This is a genomic window from Streptomyces sp. CLV115 (assembly GCF_038448545.1).
GTDB lineage: Bacteria > Actinomycetota > Actinomycetes > Streptomycetales > Streptomycetaceae > Streptomyces > Streptomyces sanglieri.
The window spans coordinates 1-15,740 of sequence record NZ_JBCEWQ010000037.1; the positions used below are offsets into that span (position 1 = coordinate 1).

The window sequence follows — 15,740 nt, forward strand, 5'->3', positions numbered from 1 at the left end:
GCCCCCGCCCGCGGCCCGGGAGTCGCCCCCGGCCCGGGAGTCGTCGTCGGACCCGGTGGACCAGGCCGCGAACGGGTCGAAGCCGCGGTGGCCGCATTCGCCGAAGACCGTGACCGGGGAGCCGCCGGACAGCGCGACGAGCTTCCACAGTCCGGGCCGGGACAGAGCCGCCGGGGCGACCGGCAGCGCCGCATCGCCCACCGCGTCCACCAGCTGCCAGCCGTCCCCGGACGGCACGGGTATGACGTCGCGCAGGGTCACCGGCCAGGCGTCCAGCCAGGGGTCCTCCCGCAGGGCGTCCCCGTAGCCGCCGATCGCCTCCGCCGCCGTGCCGCCCGGTGGCGGCGTACCGGTCGGCGACGGCACACCGAACTGCCCGCCCAGCTCCGCCCGCAGCCGGCCGGAACCCGGATGGGTCGTGATCTCGGCGTCGATCGTGACGCCGACCGGCAGCGCCGGGCCGGGGGAACGTCCGGCCGCTCCGAAGGAGAGCAGCAGTGCCGTGCGGCCCGTCTCCCTCCCGTACAGCCAGATGCGGCGCGCGACGATCTTGCCGTCCGGGGTGTCGTACCGGGCGAGGACCAGCCAGCGGTCACGGACCGGCGGGCCCTCGGCGGGGGCGGTCAGCCCGACCCTGGTACGGACCGTGGTCGCCAGCGGCTCCGGCAGCCGGTCGATCCCCAGCCATGCGCTGTCCAGCAGATGCAGCAGCGCGCACTCCTCCAGCAGCCGGGCCGGCCAGCCCGGACCGGACGACGGTATGGAACCCAACTCCCGTACCCGGGACGCCAGTCCGGGAGCCTGGGCGTCGACCATGCGGGCCGCCGTCTCCTCCCAGAGCCCGTACCCCGGCTGATCGGCCGCCGCCAGCCCACCGCGCAGCAGATCGGCCAGCCGCTCCTCCAACTCCTGCGCTCCGCCGGTGATCCGCTCGGCGCGACGCTCGGCCCGCCGCCAGGCGGCCTCCGGGTCGGCCGGGCCCGCGGACGGGGCGCCTTCGGCCCCCGCATGCTTCTCCGTCTGCTCCACCGAACGCCTGCGGCGGCCCTCCAGCCACTCACTTGCCCAGTCGGGCACCTCGCCCGCGGGCAGGGCCGATTCGTCCGACGCCCAGACCAGCAGCAGCCCCAGCGCGTGCTTGCACGGGAACTTCCGGCTCGGGCAACTGCACTTGTACGCGGGTCCGGTGCTGTCGACCACCGTCACATACGGCTTGCTCCCGCTTCCCTTGCACTGTCCCCACACCGCACCCGAACCGTCGCACCCGCCGCCCGACCACGGACCGGCCGAACCGAGCTTGCTCCCCGCCCTGCGCGACGCGTCGTCGGGAGCGAGGGCCAGCACCTGCTCCACCGTCCAGCGCGCCACCGGAGCGGCGGTGCGCAAGGGTTCTCCCCCGTGAGATAGCAGCATGGGAACGACGGTAGAGCGCCCCACTGACAATCGCTCCGACCTGCTGATTCGCCGTCACGCACGCACCCCGGCCCCGCTCGCCCCCCGCTCCCCGCGGCCGATTGTCAGTGGCGTGGTGCACGGTGGGAACCACATCGGGTCGACCGATCCGGAGGGGGATCCATGACCGTTTCCGAAACCACTGCCGCCGTCGACGTGCAGGCCCTGCGACCGCATGCCGAGGACGCCTTCGCCCATGAGCTGAAGGCCCTCGCCGCGGCCGACGACCGCCCGCGCCCCGCCCGTTGGAAGCTCTCGCCGTGGGCCGTCGCCACCTACCTGCTCGGTGGCGCCCTGCCGGACGGCACCGTGATCACACCGAAGTACGTGGGCCCGCGCCGACTCGTCGAGGTCGCCGTGACCACCCTCGCCACCGACCGGGCCCTGCTGCTCCTCGGCGTTCCGGGTACCGCCAAGACCTGGGTGTCGGAACACCTCGCGGCCGCCGTCAGCGGCGACTCGACACTGCTCGTCCAGGGCACGGCGGGCACCCCGGAAGAGGCGGTCCGCTACGGCTGGAACTACGCGCAGCTGCTCGCCCACGGGCCCAGCCGCGACGCGCTGGTGCCCAGCCCGCTCATGCGCGCCATGTCCGACGGCACGACGGCGCGGATCGAGGAGCTCACGCGCATCCCCGCCGACGTGCAGGACTCGCTCATCACGATCCTGTCCGAGAAGACGCTCCCCATTCCCGAGCTGGGACAGGAGGTCCAGGCGGTCCGCGGATTCAACGTCATCGCCACCGCCAACGACCGCGACCGCGGGGTGAACGAGCTGTCCAGCGCCCTGCGCCGCCGGTTCAACACCGTCGTGCTCCCGCTGCCGGCCACGCCCGACGCCGAGGTCGACATCGTGTCCCGGCGCGTCGACCAGATCGGGCGCTCGCTCGACCTCCCGGCCGCACCGGACGGCATCACCGAGATCCGGCGCGTCGTCACGGTCTTCCGCGAACTGCGCGACGGAGTCACCACCGACGGCCGCACCAGGCTCAAGTCCCCCTCGGGGACGCTGTCGACTGCCGAGGCGATCTCCGTCGTCACCAACGGCCTGGCCCTGGCTGCCCACTTCGGCGACGGAGTGCTGCGCCCCGGTGACGTGGCGGCGGGGATCCTCGGCGCGGTCGTCCGCGATCCCGCCGCCGACCGCGTGGTCTGGCAGGAGTATCTGGAGACGGTGGTCCGGGAGCGGGACGGGTGGAAGGACTTCTACCGCGCCTGCCGCGAGGTGTCCGCATGACCCGGCCCGAACGCCCCGCGGGGCCACTGCTGCTGGGGGTGCGGCACCACGGCCCGGGCTCGGCCCGCGCCGTCCGCGCCGCGCTGGACGCCGCCCGCCCGCGGGCCGTGCTCGTGGAAGGGCCGCCGGAGGCCGACGCGCTGCTGCCGCTGGCGGCCGACGAGCGGATGCGGCCCCCGGTCGCGCTGCTCGCCCATGCCGTCGACGACCCCGGACAGGCGGCGTTCTGGCCGCTGGCCGCGTTCTCGCCCGAGTGGATCGCGATCCGCTGGGCCCTCGAACACGGTGTCCCGGTCCGGTTCATCGACCTGCCCGCAGCCAACTCCCTGGCCATGGAACAAGGGGACGTCGGCAGGGGCGCGGAAAGGGACGGAGGAGCGGACGGTGAGGAGGGGGCGCAGGACTCGGTCGCGCGTGCCCCGGTCGACCCCATCGGTGTGCTCGCCCGGACGGCGGGCCACGACGACCCGGAGCGCTGGTGGGAGGACGTCGTCGAACACCGCGGCCGGGACGGCGGGGCCGTCGACCCGCGGGCACCGTTCGCCGCCCTCGCCGAGGCGATGGCCGCCCTGCGTGAGGCGTACGGGGACGGCGGTCATCCCCGGGACGCCGTCCGCGAGGCACACATGCGCATTCAACTGCGCAAGGCCGGCAAGGAGTTCGGCGACGACATCGCGGTCGTCTGCGGCGCCTGGCACGTGCCCGCGCTCGGGACGAGGACCACCCTCACCGCCGACCGCGCCCTGCTCAAGGGACTGCCCAAGGTCAAGGCCGAGCTGACGTGGGTGCCCTGGTCGCACCGGCGGCTCGCCCGGCACAGCGGTTACGGCGCGGGCATCGACTCGCCCGGCTGGTACGGGCACCTCTTCGACGCCCCGGACCGCCCCGTCGAGCGCTGGATGACCAAGGTCGCCGGACTCATGCGCGACGAGGACCGGTTCGTGTCGTCCGCCCACGTCATCGAGGCCGTCCGGCTCGCCGAGACCCTGGCCGCCATGCGCGGCCGCCCGCTCGCCGGGCTGGGCGAGACGACGGACGCGATCCGTGCCGTGATGTGCGAGGGCTCCGATGTGCCGCTCGCGCTCGTCCAGGACCGGCTGATCGTCGGCGATGCCCTCGGCGAGGTCCCGGACACCGCCCCTGCCGTACCCCTGCAACGCGATCTCACCCGTCAGCAGCGCACGCTCCGGCTCAAACCGGAGGCGCAGGAACGGGAGCTGGAGCTCGACCTGCGCAAGGACAACGACGCGGCCCGCAGCAGGCTGCTGCACCGGCTGCGTGTCCTCGCCGTCGGCTGGGGCGAGCCCGCCGCCGGGCGGGCGAGCACCGGCACCTTCCGGGAGAGCTGGCGGCTGCGCTGGGAGCCCGAGCTGTACGTACAGGTCGCGGAGGCCGGGACCTGGGGCACCACCGTGCTCTCCGCGGCCACCGCCAAGGCCGGGGCGCAGGCGGCCTCGGCGACCGCGCTCGCCGAGGTCACGGCCCTCGCCGAGCAGTGCCTGCTGGCCGAACTGCCCGACGCGCTCCCCGTGGTGATGCGGGCCCTCGCCGACCGCGCCGCGCTCGACTCCGACGTCGGCCATCTCGCCGACGCGCTGCCCGCGCTGGCCCGCACCCTGCGCTACGGCGACGTGCGCTCCACGGACACCGCCGCGCTGGCCGGGGTCGCGGCCGGGCTCGCCGAGCGGATCTGTGTCGGTTTGCCGCCCGCCTGCACCGGGCTCGACGCCGACGGCGCCGCCGAACTGCGCGGCCGGGTGGACCGGGTCCACACCGCGATCGGACTCCTCGCCGGTGCCGCACCGGCGAACACCGACACGGACACGGACCCGAACGCCGATGCCGACGCGGGCACGAACGCCGATGCCGACGCGGGCACGGACCCGAACGCCGACGCGGGCACGAGCACAGGCACAGGCACGCACGCGGACACCAACACGAACGCGGACACCGGCACGAGCGTGAACGCGGGCACGGACCCGGACGGGCTGCGCGGGCGCTGGGCGGCCGTACTGCACAAGCTCGCCGCCCGGGACACCGTCGCCGGAGTCGTCCGGGGGCGCGCGACCCGCCTGCTGCTCGACGAAGGACAGCTCGCAAAGGACGATGCGGCACGGCTGATGGGCCTGGCCCTCTCGCCCGGCACACCCCCGGCCGACGCCGCGGAGTGGATCGAGGGATTCGTCGGCGGAGCCGCCGGCGGCGGCATGCTGCTCGTCCACGACGAGCGGCTCCTCGGCCTGGTCGACGCCTGGCTCGCCGGAGTGCCCGCCGACCAGTTCACCGATGTGCTGCCACTGCTGCGGCGCACGTTCTCCGCGTACGAAGCGGGCGTACGGCGCACCCTGGGCGAGCTGGTGCGGCGAGGCCCGTCCGCCGGAGGACCCGCCGCCACCGGCACGGGCGCCGGGGCCGGGGCGCCGGCCCCCGGATTCGGCCCGGGGCTGGACGAAACCCGGGCCGACGCGGTCGAGCCGGTGCTGCGCCTGCTGCTCGGACTGCGCAACGACCCGGGCCCGGACGGCGGCGCCCGGTCCGGGCAGGCCGCAAGAGCCGCGAACGTCGAGGAACCGCTGGGGGCAACGGGATGACCACGGACACGACCGGCACCACACCTCCGTCCGGCCCGGCGGACGGCGAGCGGCTGCGGCGGTGGCGGCTGGTACTGGGCGGGGACAGTGCCGAGAGCACCGGCTGCACCCTCGCCGGCCGGGACGCCGCGATGGACGGCGCACTGACCGCGCTGTACGGCGACGGAGGCAAGCAGGGCGGCCGGGGCAGGAACAGCCGCGCGGCCGGACTCGGGGCCTCCGCCCCCTCCGTGGCCCGCTGGCTCGGCGACATCCGTACGTACTTCCCCAGCTCCGTCGTCCAGGTCATGCAGCGCGACGCGATCGACCGGCTGGGGCTCTCCGCGCTCCTCCTCGAACCGGAGATGCTGGAGGCGGTCGAGGCCGACGTCCATCTCGTGGGCACGCTCCTCTCGCTCAACAAGGCCATGCCCGAGACGACGAAGGAGACCGCGAGAGCGGTCGTGCGCAAGGTCGTCGATGACCTGGAGAAGCGGCTCGCCGCCCGCACCCGGGCCACGCTCACCGGCGCGCTGGACCGCTCGGCGAGGATCGACCGGCCCCGTCACCACGACATCGACTGGGACCGCACCGTCCGGGCCAACCTCAAGAACTACCTCCCCGAGTACGGCACCGTCGTCCCCGAGCGGCTCATCGGCTACGGGCGGGCCGCCCGGTCCGTGAAGAAGGACGTCATCCTCTGCATCGACCAGTCGGGTTCGATGGCCGCCTCCGTCGTCCACGCCTCCGTCTTCGGCGCGGTGCTCGCGTCCATGCGCACCCTGCGGACGAGGCTCGTCGTCTTCGACACGGCGGTGGTCGACCTCACCGACCAGCTCGACGACCCCGTGGACGTGCTCTTCGGCACCCGGCTCGGCGGCGGCACCGACATCAACCGCGCGCTCTCCTACTGCCAGTCGAGGATCACCCGCCCCGCCGACACCGTGGTCGTGCTCATCAGCGACCTCTACGAGGGCGGCATACGCAACGAGATGCTGAAGCGGGTCGCCGCGATGAAGGCCTCCGGCGTGCAGTTCGTGGCGCTGCTCGCGCTGTCCGACGAGGGCGCGCCCGCCTACGACCGCGACCACGCGGCGGCGCTCTCGGCCCTGGGCGCACCGGCCTTCGCGTGCACCCCGGACCTCTTCCCGGAGGTGATGGCTGCGGCCGTCGAGAAGCGGCCGCTGCCCGTACCGGACGTGGACACCCATCGGTGATCCGGGGGTGCGCGGTGCCGCGCACTTCTGCTGCCACAGCACCACGCACCCGCGTTCGGGGCGTCACGACCCGCCACCGGCGTGATCTGTGACCGTAATCACCGCTCAGGTGTGATCTGTGATTTAGGGTCCTGCGGAGCTCGGGGATAACCTGCGAGATGGACATGCCGCGTACCCCGGGTCACCGTGTGCGCCTTCCTAGTGACAGAGCAGTCACGTTGCCCCTCGCGGCACGCCCACGCAGAAAACGAACCGCGAGACCATTGATTAAGGGACGGACGCGCGTGGACCTGTTCGAGTACCAGGCGAGGGACCTCTTCGCCAAGCACGGTGTACCGGTGCTGGCCGGTGAAGTCATCGACACGCCTGAGGCAGCCCGCGAGGCGACCGAGCGGCTGGGCGGCAAGTCTGTCGTCAAGGCGCAGGTGAAGGTCGGCGGCCGCGGCAAGGCCGGCGGCGTCAAGCTGGCCGCCACCCCCGACGAGGCGGTCGCCCGCGCGACCGACATCCTCGGCATGGACATCAAGGGCCACACGGTCCACAAGGTGATGATCGCCGAGCTCTCCCCGGAGATCGAGGCGGAGTACTACGTCTCGTACCTCCTCGACCGCACCAACCGCACCTTCCTGGCCATGGCCTCGGTGCAGGGTGGCATGGACATCGAGGAGGTCGCGGAGAAGACCCCCGAGGCCCTCGCGAAGGTCCCGGTCAACGCCGTCGACGGGGTCGACATCGCCAAGGCCCGCGAGATCGTGGCCCAGGCGAAGTTCCCGGCCGAGGTGGCCGAGGGCGTGGCCGAGGCCCTGGTGACCCTGTGGGACACCTTCGTCGCCGAGGACGCCCTCCTCGTCGAGGTCAACCCGCTGGTGAAGACCAAGGACGGCCGCATCCTGGCGCTGGACGGAAAGGTGTCTCTCGACGAGAACGCCGACTTCCGTCAGCCCGAGCACGAGGCCCTTGAGGACAAGGCCGCGGCCAACCCGCTGGAGGCTGCCGCCAAGGCCAAGAACCTCAACTACGTCAAGCTCGACGGCGAGGTCGGCATCATCGGTAACGGTGCCGGTCTGGTCATGTCGACGCTGGACGTCGTCGCGTACGCCGGTGAGAACCACGGCAACGTGAAGCCCGCCAACTTCCTCGACATCGGTGGCGGCGCCTCCGCCGAGGTCATGGCGAACGGCCTGGAGATCATCCTCGGCGACCCGGACGTCAAGTCCGTCTTCGTCAACGTCTTCGGTGGCATCACCGCGTGCGACGAGGTCGCCAACGGCATCGTCCAGGCGCTCGCGCTGCTCAAGTCCAAGGGCGAGGAAGTCACCAAGCCGCTGGTCGTGCGCCTCGACGGCAACAACGCGGAGCTGGGTCGCAAGATCCTTTCCGACGCCAACCACCCGCTGGTTCAGCGTGTGGACACCATGGACGGCGCGGCCGACAAGGCTGCCGAGCTCGCCGCGGCTGCGAAGTAAGGGACGAGGGACTCCAACAGCATGGCTATCTTCCTCACCAAGGACAGCAAGGTCATCGTCCAGGGGATGACCGGTGCCACCGGCATGAAGCACACCAAGCTCATGCTCGCCGACGGCACCAACATCGTCGGCGGCGTGAACCCGCGCAAGGCCGGCACCTCCGTCGACTTCGACGGCACCGAGGTACCGGTCTTCGGCTCCGTCGCCGAGGCGATGGAGAAGACCGGCGCGAACGTGTCCGTCCTCTTCGTGCCGCCGGCCTTCTCGAAGGCCGCCGTCGTCGAGGCGATCGACGCCGAGATCCCCCTCGCGGTCGTCATCACCGAGGGCATCGCCGTCCACGACTCGGCCGCCTTCTGGGCATACGCCGGTTCGAAGGGCAACAAGACCCGGATCATCGGCCCGAACTGCCCCGGCCTGATCACCCCTGGTCAGTCCAACGCCGGCATCATCCCGGGCGACATCACCAAGCCCGGCCGCATCGGTCTCGTGTCCAAGTCCGGCACGCTGACCTACCAGATGATGTACGAGCTCCGTGACATCGGCTTCTCGTCCGCCGTCGGCATCGGTGGCGACCCGGTCATCGGTACGACGCACATCGACGCCCTCGCGGCGTTCGAGGCCGACCCCGAGACCGACCTGATCGTGATGATCGGCGAGATCGGCGGCGACGCCGAGGAGCGTGCGGCCGACTTCATCAAGGCCAACGTCACCAAGCCGGTCGTCGGTTACGTCGCGGGCTTCACCGCCCCCGAGGGCAAGACCATGGGCCACGCCGGCGCCATCGTCTCCGGCTCCTCCGGCACCGCCCAGGCGAAGAAGGAGGCCCTTGAGGCCGCCGGCGTCAAGGTCGGCAAGACGCCGACCGAGACCGCCAAGCTCGCCCGCGAGATCCTCGGCGCCTGATCGCTCCACCGCGTCGGCGCACTGTCGCCGCACGCAGTGTCGCGGCACCGCACAGACGGCGCGGGTCCGTACCCGATCAAGGGGTACGGACCCGCGCCGTTCCGGTTTCCGAGCCGCCTCTCGGAGCGGCTCAGCCGACGCCGGGGACCAGCCGCGCCGGGCCCCGTACGAGCTCGCCGTCGAGTTCCTTCTGCAGCTTGAGGTCCTGCGGCGTCAGCTTCTGCGGACCGCCCCGCGGCGGCACCCCGTCGACCTGCTGGGCGGGTGACTCCGGGGTCTCGTACCGCGTCGGGGCGGTGCCCAGCGTGAACAGCGTCAGCCCGATGATCAGCACCGTGAACGAGACGGCGGCCCGGGTCCACAGCTGGGCCCTGCGCTCGCTGTCCACGCGGATCGAGGCGGGCGGGGGCAGCGAGTCGGACGGCTGGGCCAGAGCCAGCGCCCCGAGCCGTTCGTGCAGCAGCGCCGACTGCTCGGCGGGCGACGAGCCCTCCGCCAGTTCGGGCAGCCGCTCGGTGACCGCGGCACGCGCGTTCGTCAGCCTGCCCGCCGCCGCCGGGGTGCTCGCCTCGGTCTCCGCCGCGGTCTCCGGCAGATCCAGGCCGACGCCGTCGTAGAGCAGCAGGGTGCGGCGGTACGAGGGCGGCAGCTCCAGCAGCGCGTCGAGCAGCGCCCGCGGCCCCGGATCCGCGGGCGGCGGGTCGAGCGGCCGGTGGGTGCGGCGCAGCCGGTGCCACGGCGACATGGCGTACTCGTACGCGGCGGCCCGCACCCACCCCACCGGATCCCGGTCCACCGCGACCTCGGGCCAGCGCTCCCAGGCCAGCGCGAAGGCCCGTGCGACGGACTCCCGGGAGAGGCCCCGGCGCCCGGTCAGCAGGAACGTCTGGCGGAACAGGGCGGCGGCGGAGTGCTCGTACAGCGCATCGAACGCCTCGTCGGGGGAGAGCCCGCCGGGGGCCGTTCCGGTGATTGTGGTGGTTCCGGCCGTTCCGGTGATTCCGGCGGTTTCGGCTGCGACGGCCGGTTCGGGCGTCGCGGAGGTGCTGGGCGGATCGGGGGTGGTGCCGGGCTCGCTCGGGGCCATGGCGGTGCTCCCGGTGGCTTCGACGGGGGTCGGCGGACGCGCCGGCGGCTTCGTGGACGTCACGGGCTTGGAGAGCCTCGCGACCGTCTTCGGCGCCGCCGGTCGGGCCGCACGTTTGACGGCGGCCTTCGGCCTGGTGTTCGGGGCGCCCGGTTTGGTCCGGGCGCTCGGTGAAGTGGCCTGCGGGCTGGGCCGGCCACCGCTGATCAGCCTGGCGTACGCCTCGCGTTTCCGCCCGCGGGGCGTGGTGCGACCGGTCTCCCAGGACCGCACCGTGGCGCGCGTGACGCCCATCGCCGCCGCGACCTGCTCTTCACTCAGTGAATTCGCCTCGCGCAGTCTGCGTCGCTCCTTGGGGGAGGGGAGCGGGTGCGCAGAGGCTGTACCGGTCGAACTCTGCGTCATGAAGGACCCCCGACGGGGCTGCACCGGGTGGAAAAGTACATAAACGTATATTGAGCGACACAGCGACCATTCGCCTGTTACGAGGAATAGGTGCGTGTCGTTGGGAGCATGGCCGGGTGACCCAAGTGACCGGAAGCAGCCCGTCGTTGTCGGCCGAGCAGGGACGGCCCGCCGTGCTGGCGTTCGCCCTTCTGCGTGGAGCGGTTGCGGCCGGGCTGGGAGTGGGCTCGATCGCCGTTCTCGTCCTGGCGCTGTGGATCAGCTCCCCCGCCTCCGACAGCAGCCCCGGCGGCGCGCTCCACGCGGCGGCCGGGCTCTGGCTGCTCGCCCACGGCGCGGAGCTGATCAGGGCCGACACGCTCAGCGGGATCCCCGCCCCGGTGGGCCTCGTTCCGCTGCTGCTCGCCGTGGTGCCGGTGTGGCTGGTGCACCGTGCGGCGCGGGATGTCCTGGTGCCCGAGGAGGGGCGCCCGGTCCCCTCGGCGGCGGGGGCGTTCGCCATGGTCGTCACCGGATATCTGCTGGTCGGGGCGGCCGTCGCGTACTACGGGCAGGGCGGTCCGCTGTCCGCGGACCCGCCGTCGCTGCTCTTCCCGGCCGCCCTCGTGGTGGTGGGTGCGGCAGCCGCCGGGGTCTGGACGGCGGCCGGGCGACCGGTCGGGCCGCTGCCGTTCTGGGCGCCGGTGGCCCTGCACGAGGCGCTGGCGCGCGGCCGGTTCAGGGAGCACGCGGGGACGGCGTGCCGGACGGCGGCGGCCGGGGTGGCGGTGCTGCTCGGTGGCGGAGCGCTGCTCGTCGCGGTGGCGCTGATGTGGCACGCGCACCCCGCCCAGGAGACGTTCGTCCGGCTCGCGGGCGACTGGGCGGGCCGGGTCTCGGTCTTCCTGCTCGCGCTGGTGCTGGTGCCGAACGCGGCGGTGTGGGGTGCGGCGTACGGGCTCGGGCCGGGCTTCGCCCTCGGCACGGCGTCCACCGTCACCCCGCTCGCCTTCTCGGGGCGCCCGGCGCTGCCCGGCTTCCCGCTGCTCGCCGCGCTGCCCGCCGAGGGCCCGGGCACGGTCCTGAACTGGTCGGCCACCGCGGTGCCGGTCGCGGCCGGGGTGACGGTCGCCTGGTTCACCGTGCGGCGGGCCGCGCCGCCGGGCGCCGCGCGGGAGGACGCCTGGAGCCTGCGGGAGACCGCGCTGGCGGCGGCCCTGGCGGCGGTGGGGTGCGGGGCCGGGACGGCGGTGCTGGCGGCGGCCGCCGGGGGACCGCTCGGCACCCGGGCGCTGGCGGAGTTCGGGCCGGTGTGGTGGCTCACGGGCGCGGCGGCCCTGGCGTGGACGGCGCTGCTCGGCGTCCCCGGCGCGCTGCTGCTGAGGTCCTGGCGGCTGCGGGAGCCCGGCGCCTTTACGGACGAGGAGACGGCGGGGGAGGCGGCCGGGAACCCGCGGCCGGAGCCGGTCCCGGCATCGGTGGCCGTCTCCGTCTCCGCATCCGCCTCCGCATCCGTCTCCGCCTCCACCTCCGCATCCGTCTCCGTACCCGCTTCCGTCTCCGCTGCGGCCCAGGACCGGGCCCCCGCCCGCGAGGAGCCGGTGCGCGAGTCGCACGGCGGTGACCGGCGGTGGTGGCAGTGGTCCGGGCGCCGGGGCGACGGCGATGAGGCGGGGACGGCACCGGGGAGCGAGCCCGGCGCGGCGTCCGAGGGCGCTTCCGCTGCCCGTCCCGCTTCCGCTGCCCGTCCCGCTTCCGCTCCCGCCGCAGCGGCATCGACGCCCGTGGCGCCGCCCGCCGCCCGGCCCTCCGTTCCGGACCGGGACGAGGACTGCGAGTCGTACGACTTCCTGCCGGCCGACCCCTGGCACGAGCGGACGGCCCGGCCCGAGGGGGCCGGGCCGTCCGGAAACGACTGAACGCCCGAGGCGCGCGGCCGTTCTAGTTCTTGACCCCGAAGAAGGGCTCCAGCGGCTTCGGCAGCAGGTCGTTGCAGGACAGCTGCCCGGTCTTGGTCAGGGCATCGTTCACGCAGGTGTAGTAGTCGCGGTAGACCAGCTGCACCGTGTAGGTCGTCGCGACGATCGAGAGCGCGAGCAGTGCCGTCACCAGGCCGCTCACCGCGGCCGTGGTCTGCTGCCGGCCACCGGTCGGAGCGGCGGGGGCACCCGTCGCGGAGCCGGTCGCCGGAGCCCGCCCGGGAGCGGCGGCACCGGTCGTCCGGGCAGCGGCGGACGCCTGGCCGGAGCCGCCGTCCGCCGCGGCGGACGCGTTCTTCGGCTTCGACCGCAGCGCGCTGATCGCCCAGTACGCGGAGAGCGCGCCGAGCAGCAGGGCGATCTCGGGGAAGTCGAAGAGGGCGAAGAAGAAGGCCCACATGCCGCCGAGCAGCGCGTAGCGCGCACGGCGCTGGGCGGGGTCGGTCGGGTCCCAGCGCAGCCCGCCGGGGCCGCCCTCGGGTCCGCCCTGGCCGTTCGAACCGCCCTGCCCCCCGGGGCGGCCGCCGAAGCCGCCGCTCTGGCGGCCGGGCTGCCGGCTGCTCCACTGGCCGCCCCAGGCGGGCCGGTCGTCGGATGAGCCGCCCTCGGATGAGCCGTCCCCGTCGCCGTTCCCGTTGCCGTTTCCGGTGTTCGAGGGGCGGCGGGGCTGCCAGGGCTGGTCCGGCCGGTTCTCGGGGGGAGCGGCGAAGGGGTTCTCGTCCGTCCGGCCGGACGACCCGGACGTGCCGAGGTCTCCGGAGGAGGAAGAGGAAGAACCTCCGGGCGAGGACGAACCTCCGGAGGAGGAAGACGAGGAAGAGGAGCCCGTGGGGGACTGGCGTTCCCGCATCAGCAGTGAGGTCCGCTCGGGCAGCGGCTGGCGGAAGGCGGTGCGGTGGCGTCGGTCCGGCATGTGGTGAACGTCTTCCCCATCTCGTCATTTCCGCCCTGCGGACGGTTCGCTGTCCCCTGACGCTACCTCCCGGCCAGGAGCGGCCGAAAGCTGGGAGCGGGGCCCGGGCCGCCGATATTCGCCCCCCGGGCCCGCTGCCGCTCCCCGGAGCCGGACCGGCCGCCGTCCACCCCCGTCCCATGGGGGCCCTCCGAGGTGCCGGTATCGTTGCTGACGGTCGGCTGGTTCGTAGAGTTCCCCGTATCGAGGGGCTCAGTTCTTTCGTACGACCATACAAATCAGCGTCGCTCTGCTCCACCACGCGAGAACCACCACGCGAGAAAGGGCCCAGCCGTGGCCTCCCCGCCCCCTTCCGCCGCCCCCGCACGCCTGGTCGTACTGGTCTCCGGTTCGGGCACGAACCTTCAAGCCCTGCTCGACGCCATCGGTGACGATCCCGAGGGGTTCGGCGCGCGGATCGTCGCGGTCGGCGCCGACCCCCCCGGCATCGTCGGTCTGGAACGGGCGGAGCGTGCCGGGCTGCCGACCTTCGTGTGCCGGGTCAAGGACCACGCCACCCGCGAGGAGTGGGACGCGGCGCTCGCCGCCGCGACGGGCGAGCACCGCCCCGACCTCGTGGTGTCCGCCGGCTTCATGAAGATCGTGGGCAAGGAGTTCCTCGCCCGGTTCGGCGGCCGGTTCATCAACACCCACCCCGCCCTGCTTCCCAGCTTTCCCGGTGCCCACGGGGTGCGCGACGCGCTCGCGTACGGCGTGAAGGTCACCGGGTGCACCGTCCACTTCGTCGACGACGGCGTCGACACCGGTCCGATCATCGCGCAGGGCGTGGTCGAGGTGACCGAAGAGGACACGGCGGAGGGCGAAGCGGCCCTCCACGAACGCATCAAGAAAGTCGAGCGCAAGCTGCTCGTCGAGGCCGTGGGGCGGCTCGCCCGTGACGGCTATCGCATTGAGGGACGAAAGGTTCATCTCGGTCATGTCGGTGAATAAGCCCATCCGCCGCGCCCTGGTCAGTGTCTACGACAAGACGGGGCTCGAAGACCTCGCCCGCGGTCTGCACGAGGCCGGTGTGGAGCTGGTCTCCACCGGCTCCACCGCCGGGAGGATCGCCGCCGCCGGGGTGCCGGTCACCAAGGTCGAGGAGCTCACCGGCTTCCCCGAGTGCCTCGACGGCCGCGTCAAGACGCTGCACCCCCGCGTCCACGCCGGCATCCTCGCCGACCTCCGTCTGGACGCCCACCGCGAGCAGCTCGCCGAGCTCGGCGTGGAGCCGTTCGACCTGGTGGTCGTGAACCTCTACCCGTTCAAGGAGACCGTCGCCTCCGGTGCCTCGGCCGACGAGTGCGTGGAGCAGATCGACATCGGCGGCCCGTCCATGGTCCGCGCCGCCGCCAAGAACCACCCGTCCGTGGCCGTGGTCACCAGCCCCGAGCGGTACGCCGACGTCCTCGCCGCGGTCAAGGCCGGCGGCTTCGACCTGACCGCCCGCAAGCGCCTGGCCGCCGAGGCGTTCCAGCACACCGCCGCGTACGACGTGGCTGTCGCCTCCTGGTTCGCCGACGACTACGCCGCCGCCGACGACTCGGGCTTCCCCGACTTCTTCGGCGCGACGTACGAGCGCGAGAACGTGCTCCGGTACGGCGAGAACCCGCACCAGCCCGCCGCGCTCTACACCTCCGGCACCGGTGGCCTGGCCGAGGCGGAGCAGTTGCACGGCAAGGAGATGTCGTACAACAACTACACGGACACCGACGCGGCGCGCCGGGCCGCGTACGACCACGCCGAGCCGTGCGTCGCGATCATCAAGCACGCCAACCCGTGCGGCATCGCGATCGCCGACGACGTCGCCGAGGCGCACCGCAACGCGCACGCCTGCGACCCGCTCTCGGCCTTCGGCGGCGTCATCGCCGTCAACCGCCCGGTGACCGTCGAGATGGCCGAGCAGGTCGCGGAGATCTTCACCGAGGTCATCGTCGCCCCGGCGTACGAGGACGGCGCGGTCGAGGTCCTGGCCCGCAAGAAGAACATCCGGGTGCTGCGCTGCCCCGACGCCCCGTCCGCCGAGGTCGAGGTCAAGCCGATCGACGGCGGCGCGCTGCTCCAGGTCACCGACCGCCTCCAGGCCGACGGCGACGACCCGGCCAACTGGACCCTCGCCACCGGCGAGGCCCTGTCCGAGGACGAGCTGAAGGAGCTCGCCTTCGCGTGGAAGGCCTGCCGCGCGGTCAAGTCCAACGCGATCCTGCTCGCCAAGGGCGGCGCCTCGGTCGGCGTCGGCATGGGCCAGGTCAACCGCGTCGACTCCGCGAAGCTGGCCGTCGAGCGGGCGGGGGAGGAGCGGGCACGCGGCGCGTACGCCGCCTCCGACGCGTTCTTCCCGTTCCCGGACGGGCTGGAGATCCTGACCGCCGCGGGCATCAGGGCCGTGGCCCAGCCCGGCGGTTCGGTCCGTGACGAGCTGGTCGTCGAGGCCGCGAAGAAGGCGGGCGTGACGATGTACCTCACGGGTACGCGCCACTTCTTCCACTGA

The 15,740-nt window shown here is 73.3% G+C and carries 11 protein-coding genes; 8 read left to right on the top strand and 3 right to left on the bottom strand.

The annotated features are described in order from the left end of the window. A partial coding sequence (locus AADR41_RS15540) for an SWIM zinc finger family protein (protein WP_342281976.1) occupies positions 1 to 1,413 on the bottom strand: 1,413 nt, incomplete at its 3' end. Positions 1,414 to 1,575: 162 nt separating this feature from the next. Between AADR41_RS15540 and AADR41_RS15545 the strand changes: the two genes are divergently transcribed. The 5 genes from AADR41_RS15545 to sucD all read left to right on the top strand — a co-directional run bounded on the left by AADR41_RS15545 (position 1,576) and on the right by sucD (position 8,847). Beyond that, entirely contained in the window at positions 1,576 to 2,688 is a 1,113-nt protein-coding gene (locus AADR41_RS15545; RefSeq protein WP_342281977.1) for an ATP-binding protein, read from the top strand. Beyond that, complete coding sequence (locus AADR41_RS15550; protein WP_342281978.1) at positions 2,685 to 5,279, top strand: DUF5682 family protein; 2,595 nt, start codon at positions 2,685 to 2,687, stop codon at positions 5,277 to 5,279. Before AADR41_RS15545 ends, AADR41_RS15550 begins: the two co-directional genes overlap by 4 nt. Continuing rightward, positions 5,276 to 6,475, top strand: a complete 1,200-nt coding sequence (locus tag AADR41_RS15555) for a VWA domain-containing protein (RefSeq protein WP_342281979.1) — start codon at positions 5,276 to 5,278, stop codon at positions 6,473 to 6,475. Before AADR41_RS15550 ends, AADR41_RS15555 begins: the two co-directional genes overlap by 4 nt. Positions 6,476 to 6,759: 284 nt before the next feature. After that, positions 6,760 to 7,941 carry an ADP-forming succinate--CoA ligase subunit beta gene (gene sucC / locus AADR41_RS15560; RefSeq protein ID WP_342281980.1) on the top strand — a complete coding sequence of 394 codons (1,182 nt, stop codon included), beginning with the start codon at positions 6,760 to 6,762 and terminating at the stop codon, positions 7,939 to 7,941. A 21-nt stretch (positions 7,942 to 7,962) separates the two neighbouring features. Then, a complete protein-coding gene (gene sucD, locus AADR41_RS15565; RefSeq protein WP_342281981.1) occupies positions 7,963 to 8,847 on the top strand; it encodes a succinate--CoA ligase subunit alpha in 885 nt (294 codons plus the stop codon). A gap of 130 nt (positions 8,848 to 8,977) precedes the next feature. On the opposite strand, the gene AADR41_RS15570 is transcribed toward sucD, so the two are convergent. Beyond that, positions 8,978 to 10,339, bottom strand: coding sequence for a helix-turn-helix domain-containing protein (locus AADR41_RS15570; protein WP_342281982.1), 1,362 nt, complete (start codon positions 10,337 to 10,339; stop codon positions 8,978 to 8,980). A gap of 125 nt (positions 10,340 to 10,464) precedes the next feature. On the opposite strand from AADR41_RS15570, the gene AADR41_RS15575 reads away from it, so the two are divergent. Next, positions 10,465 to 12,237 carry a cell division protein PerM gene (locus AADR41_RS15575; RefSeq protein WP_342282017.1) on the top strand — a complete coding sequence of 591 codons (1,773 nt, stop codon included), beginning with the start codon at positions 10,465 to 10,467 and terminating at the stop codon, positions 12,235 to 12,237. 22 nt (positions 12,238 to 12,259) lie between these two features. On the opposite strand, the gene AADR41_RS15580 is transcribed toward AADR41_RS15575, so the two are convergent. Continuing rightward, entirely contained in the window at positions 12,260 to 13,210 is a 951-nt protein-coding gene (locus tag AADR41_RS15580) for a hypothetical protein (RefSeq protein ID WP_342281983.1), read from the bottom strand. 333 nt (positions 13,211 to 13,543) lie between these two features. Between AADR41_RS15580 and purN the strand changes: the two genes are divergently transcribed. Together purN and purH are read left to right on the top strand one after the other, a co-directional pair. Continuing rightward, positions 13,544 to 14,200, top strand: coding sequence for a phosphoribosylglycinamide formyltransferase (gene purN / locus AADR41_RS15585; protein WP_342281984.1), 657 nt, complete (start codon positions 13,544 to 13,546; stop codon positions 14,198 to 14,200). Next, complete coding sequence (gene purH, locus AADR41_RS15590) at positions 14,187 to 15,740, top strand: bifunctional phosphoribosylaminoimidazolecarboxamide formyltransferase/IMP cyclohydrolase (RefSeq protein ID WP_342281985.1); 1,554 nt, start codon at positions 14,187 to 14,189, stop codon at positions 15,738 to 15,740. Before purN ends, purH begins: the two co-directional genes overlap by 14 nt.

Bases quoted from the DNA above. Each gene is read 5' to 3' on its own strand.
- AADR41_RS15545 (WP_342281977.1), top strand. From the start codon at position 1,576: ATGACCGTTTCCGAAACCACTGCCGCCGTCGACGTGCAGGCCCTGCGA.
- AADR41_RS15550 (WP_342281978.1), top strand. From the start codon at position 2,685: ATGACCCGGCCCGAACGCCCCGCGGGGCCACTGCTGCTGGGGGTGCGG.
- AADR41_RS15555 (WP_342281979.1), top strand. From the start codon at position 5,276: ATGACCACGGACACGACCGGCACCACACCTCCGTCCGGCCCGGCGGAC.
- sucD (WP_342281981.1), top strand. From the start codon at position 7,963: ATGGCTATCTTCCTCACCAAGGACAGCAAGGTCATCGTCCAGGGGATG.
- AADR41_RS15570 (WP_342281982.1), bottom strand. From the start codon at position 10,339: ATGACGCAGAGTTCGACCGGTACAGCCTCTGCGCACCCGCTCCCCTCC.
- AADR41_RS15580 (WP_342281983.1), bottom strand. From the start codon at position 13,210: ATGCCGGACCGACGCCACCGCACCGCCTTCCGCCAGCCGCTGCCCGAG.
- purH (WP_342281985.1), top strand. From the start codon at position 14,187: ATGTCGGTGAATAAGCCCATCCGCCGCGCCCTGGTCAGTGTCTACGAC.